This window comes from Bradyrhizobium sp. P2_E8 (genome assembly GCF_056403875.1).
In genome coordinates this window covers 1-3,508 of sequence record NZ_JBFUES010000805.1, presented here as the reverse complement: position 1 = coordinate 3,508, position 3,508 = coordinate 1, and the positions used below count along the sequence as shown (strand labels likewise).

At 66.5% G+C, this 3,508-nt stretch carries 4 protein-coding genes; 2 read left to right on the top strand and 2 right to left on the bottom strand.

The window, feature by feature from the left end; genetic code table 11:
• Window positions 1-73 precede the first annotated feature (73 nt).
• Entirely contained in the window at window positions 74-475 is a 402-nt protein-coding gene (locus AC1D00_RS32160) for an SRPBCC family protein (RefSeq protein ID WP_477013432.1), read from the top strand.
• Window positions 476-603: 128 nt separating this feature from the next.
• The gene (locus AC1D00_RS32155) at window positions 604-1,122 is read left to right on the top strand and encodes a hypothetical protein (protein WP_477013431.1); all 519 of its coding nucleotides are present in this window, start codon (window positions 604-606) and stop codon (window positions 1,120-1,122) included.
• On the opposite strand, the gene AC1D00_RS32150 is transcribed toward AC1D00_RS32155, so the two are convergent.
• Complete coding sequence (locus tag AC1D00_RS32150; RefSeq protein ID WP_477013430.1) at window positions 1,119-2,564, bottom strand: MATE family efflux transporter; 1,446 nt, start codon at window positions 2,562-2,564, stop codon at window positions 1,119-1,121. The genes AC1D00_RS32155 and AC1D00_RS32150 overlap by 4 nt on opposite strands.
• 167 nt (window positions 2,565-2,731) lie before the next feature.
• On the bottom strand, window positions 2,732-3,508 hold a 777-nt coding region (locus tag AC1D00_RS32145), incomplete at its 5' end, for a hypothetical protein (protein WP_477013429.1).

The following is a 3,508-nucleotide window of genomic DNA, read 5'->3' as shown; positions in this document are numbered from 1 at the left end:
CATCTCTGGATTGCTTCGCTTCGCTCGCAATGACGGTTTCTGTAGCGACGACCTAATCAAGGATACCTACCTCATGGCCTCCATCCACAACGACGTCCCCCTCAATGCCGCCGCGCGCGACGTCTGGGACGCTGTGCGCGATTTCGGCGCGCTGCACCGGCGACTGGTGCCGGGCTTCGTCACGGCCTGCACGCTCGATGGCGATRCACGTATCGTCACCTTCGCCAACGGTTCCGTTGCGCGCGAGGTGCTGGTGGATTGCAACGATGCGCGACAGCGCCTCGTCTATGCCATCGCCAACGAGCGGCTGAAGCACTACAGCGCCTCGGTGCAGGTGATCGCCGACGGCGATGGCAAGAGCCGCTTGCTCTGGACCATCGACATGCTGCCGAACGAGCTTGCGGCTTACGTCCAGGAGCAAACCAGGGATGCCGTGATCGCCTTGCACAAGGCGTTTCCGCCAGCGGCAGCCTAACGGCGGCCCAGTCGCCGTAGCTCTGTGATTTTTCTCACAGAGCCCTCCCCTCCTCGGCCGTAACCATGGCTGCGTGCGTCCGGTTGGCTCTGCTCTCCCGGCGAAGCCACGCACGCGAGGAGCATGCCATGAGAGGTGCGGACAAGGTGATCTGCCAGGCAGCCGCCGTGCTGCTGCTGTTCTCGGTCGCGAGCACGCCCGCGAAGGCGCAGCTTGCAGGCTTCGGTGGCGGCGGAGGTGCCGGCGGCGAGGACATGATGACCCAGATGGCGCCGATGCTGGAGATGATGAAGGCGAAGATGGGCAAGCGCCGCTTCGCCATGCTGATGCAGACCATGGGACCGATGATGAGCCGCATGATGGAGAATGGTGGCGGCGGCTTCGGCGGCATGATGGGMGGCGGCAGTCTCGGTGGCCTCGGCGGCGGCAATCTCGGCGGCGGCTTTGGTGCGCCCAATTATGGCGGCTACAGCCCGATGGGCGGTGGGGGCTATATGCCAACGGGGCCCGGCGGCATGGGCGGCGGCGACATCATGGGCATGCTTGGCGGCGCCGGTGGCGGCGACATGATGGCGATGATCCCGCAATTGATGCGGCTCGCCAATGTCGGGGGCGGTGGCGGCCATCGCCGCCACAGGCATCGCTAGTCCGCAACACCTGAGAGAGCCGGCCTGATCGCGGGCTTGCTCTCGCGCGGTCCCCAGCGGGTCAGCACCACGCTGGAGCACGACAGCAGGCCGAGCACGACCATCGAGCTCGCGGCCAGCCAGAAGAAGCTCTGCGCGCTGGCGTCATGCGTCGACAGCCACCAGCCGGTCGCCGAGATGTAGATCAGCCGCACGGTCTGCGCCAGCACCGGGCCGATCACCTTGGCCGCGCCTTGCGAGGAGAAATACATCGTCGAGGCGAGCCCGATGAAGGCGTAGAACGGCGCCACCGTCGACAGATATTGGTGGCTGGTGGCGCGCACGGTCGCGCTGTCGGTGAAGATGTTGACCCAGAGATCGGGGAAGAGCGCGACCAGGCACGCCGGCGCACCGACGGCGACGAATGCGCTCGCGCCCGCGATCCAGGCAATGCGCCGGGCACGCGCGATGCGGCCGGCGCCGATGGCCATGCCGACCATCGGCACCGATGCGATGCCGAACGAGAACGCGATCGAGGTCAGCAGGAATTCCAGCCGTGCGCCGATGCCGTAGCCGGCGAGGATCGCGGTGCCGAACTTCGCCAGCATGTGGGTGAAGATCGAGATCGTCAGCACCGATTGCAGCGGCGAGAAGCAGGCGATGGCGCCGACCTTCAGGATGTCGAAGAACATCGCCCACTGGATGCGCAAGCCGCGCAGCTTCGGTGCGATCCGCGCGCGTCCCGAGAACAGGTACCAGCCCATGATGCAGATGTTGAAGCAATAGGCGATCAGCGCGCCGGCCGCGACGCCGCGCATGCCGAACTGCGGCACCGGCCCGAGCCCGAGGCCGAGCGTGCCGCCGAGCAGGATCTGCCAGGCCGCGGAGTTGAGGATGAGGAACGACGGAAGCTTCATGTTGCCGGTGCCGCGCAGGATGCCCGCCATGGTGTTGAGCAGCCAGGGCAGCACGGCGCCGCCGAAAAACACCTGTGTGTAGGCGATCGCATGCGTGAGCACATCGCCGCGGCCGCCGAGCATTTCGAGCACCCTGGGTCCGAAGATCAGCATGCCCAGCATGAAGACGAGGCCGAAGCTGATGCCGATCAGCATCGCATGCGCGGCGAGCGTGCCGGCACGCTCGCGATCGCCGGCGCCGAGCGCCCGAGCAATGGCGGAGGCCACCGCGCCGCCCATGGCGCCGCCCGACATCGTCATGGTCAGGATCACTGTCGGAAACACCAGCGCCATCGCGGCGAGCGCCTCGACGCCGAGCCGGCCGATGTAGGAGGTCTCGGCGATCACCGTACAGGTGCCAGCCGACAGCGCGATCACGTTCGGCCAGGCGAGGGAGAGCAGCGTGCGCAGGATCGGCCCGTCGGTCAGCGCGCTCTTCACGGGACGCGGGGGCGGCGGCAGCGGGCGTTCTTGTTCATCGACCGCGATCTCGGCGATGTCGGACATGTCCTCTCCCGGGCACGAGCGCCATTTGCGGCGCGGCAATGACTAGGTGTGCCAATAAATTTCTTCGCGCAAAAGGCGCGGCCAGGTGCTTGTTAGCACGGCACGCGCCGATTCCTCCTGCGCTAGCTGCAAACGTGCCCTGCGGCAGCGCATTTCAGTGGGTGGAATTACTCGATCGTCCAGACCAGCGGCGGTCGCCCGCCTGCGGCCGGCCGCATATGCACGCCGATGTGCCGCCCGCACCCCGCAGCCAGCCCTTCGAACAATCCCTCCAGCACCTTGGCGCAGGCGACGTGATAATCAGCGACGTCGTCCATCAGCATCCAGCCCTGCTGACGGATTTCGAAGGTGCCTTCCGACTGCGCCGTCTCGGCGGCATCATCCTGCGCGGCAAACAACGCATTCAGGAACGATGCGAATTCCCTCGCGCCGCCGCGGCTCATCGCGAGCGCCGCCGCGACCTCGTCGAAATACTGCATCCCGATCAGCCTGCCGGTGAGATGCAGCAGATAGCCTGCATCCTCCGGGCCGAACAGCTGCACCATCACGGGCGCGGCGGTGCGGACATATTCCATCGCGTAGTTGCGATAGGCTTTTTCCAGCCGCGGCTTCGGCCAGCTCGCGACCGGCAGCGCCGGCGCGGTCGCAGCATTGAACAGCGGCGCTTCGAGGTGCCGCGCGAACACCAGTCGCTGGTCGAGCTCGAGCGGATGGTCGTATTGATGGTAATAGCCTTCGAGCCCGTCCTGGCCGTCGACGCTCTGCTTGGTGCAGACGAAGCCGAGGCGCAGATCCCCGAGCGCGACACCGTTGTTGGCGTGCCAGCCGCGCAGCATCGCGCGAGAGACCTCGCCCGGCACGCCGCAGATCGCGGTGCCCTTCCAGATCCAGCGCGGCGGCGGATAGCGGATCCAGGCCTTAACGTCGCTCTCATACATGTATTC

What these genes read in the sequence shown, in the direction of transcription:
- AC1D00_RS32150 (WP_477013430.1), bottom strand. Translation starts at nt 2,564, where the DNA reads ATGTCCGACATCGCCGAGATCGCGGTCGATGAACAAGAACGCCCGCTG.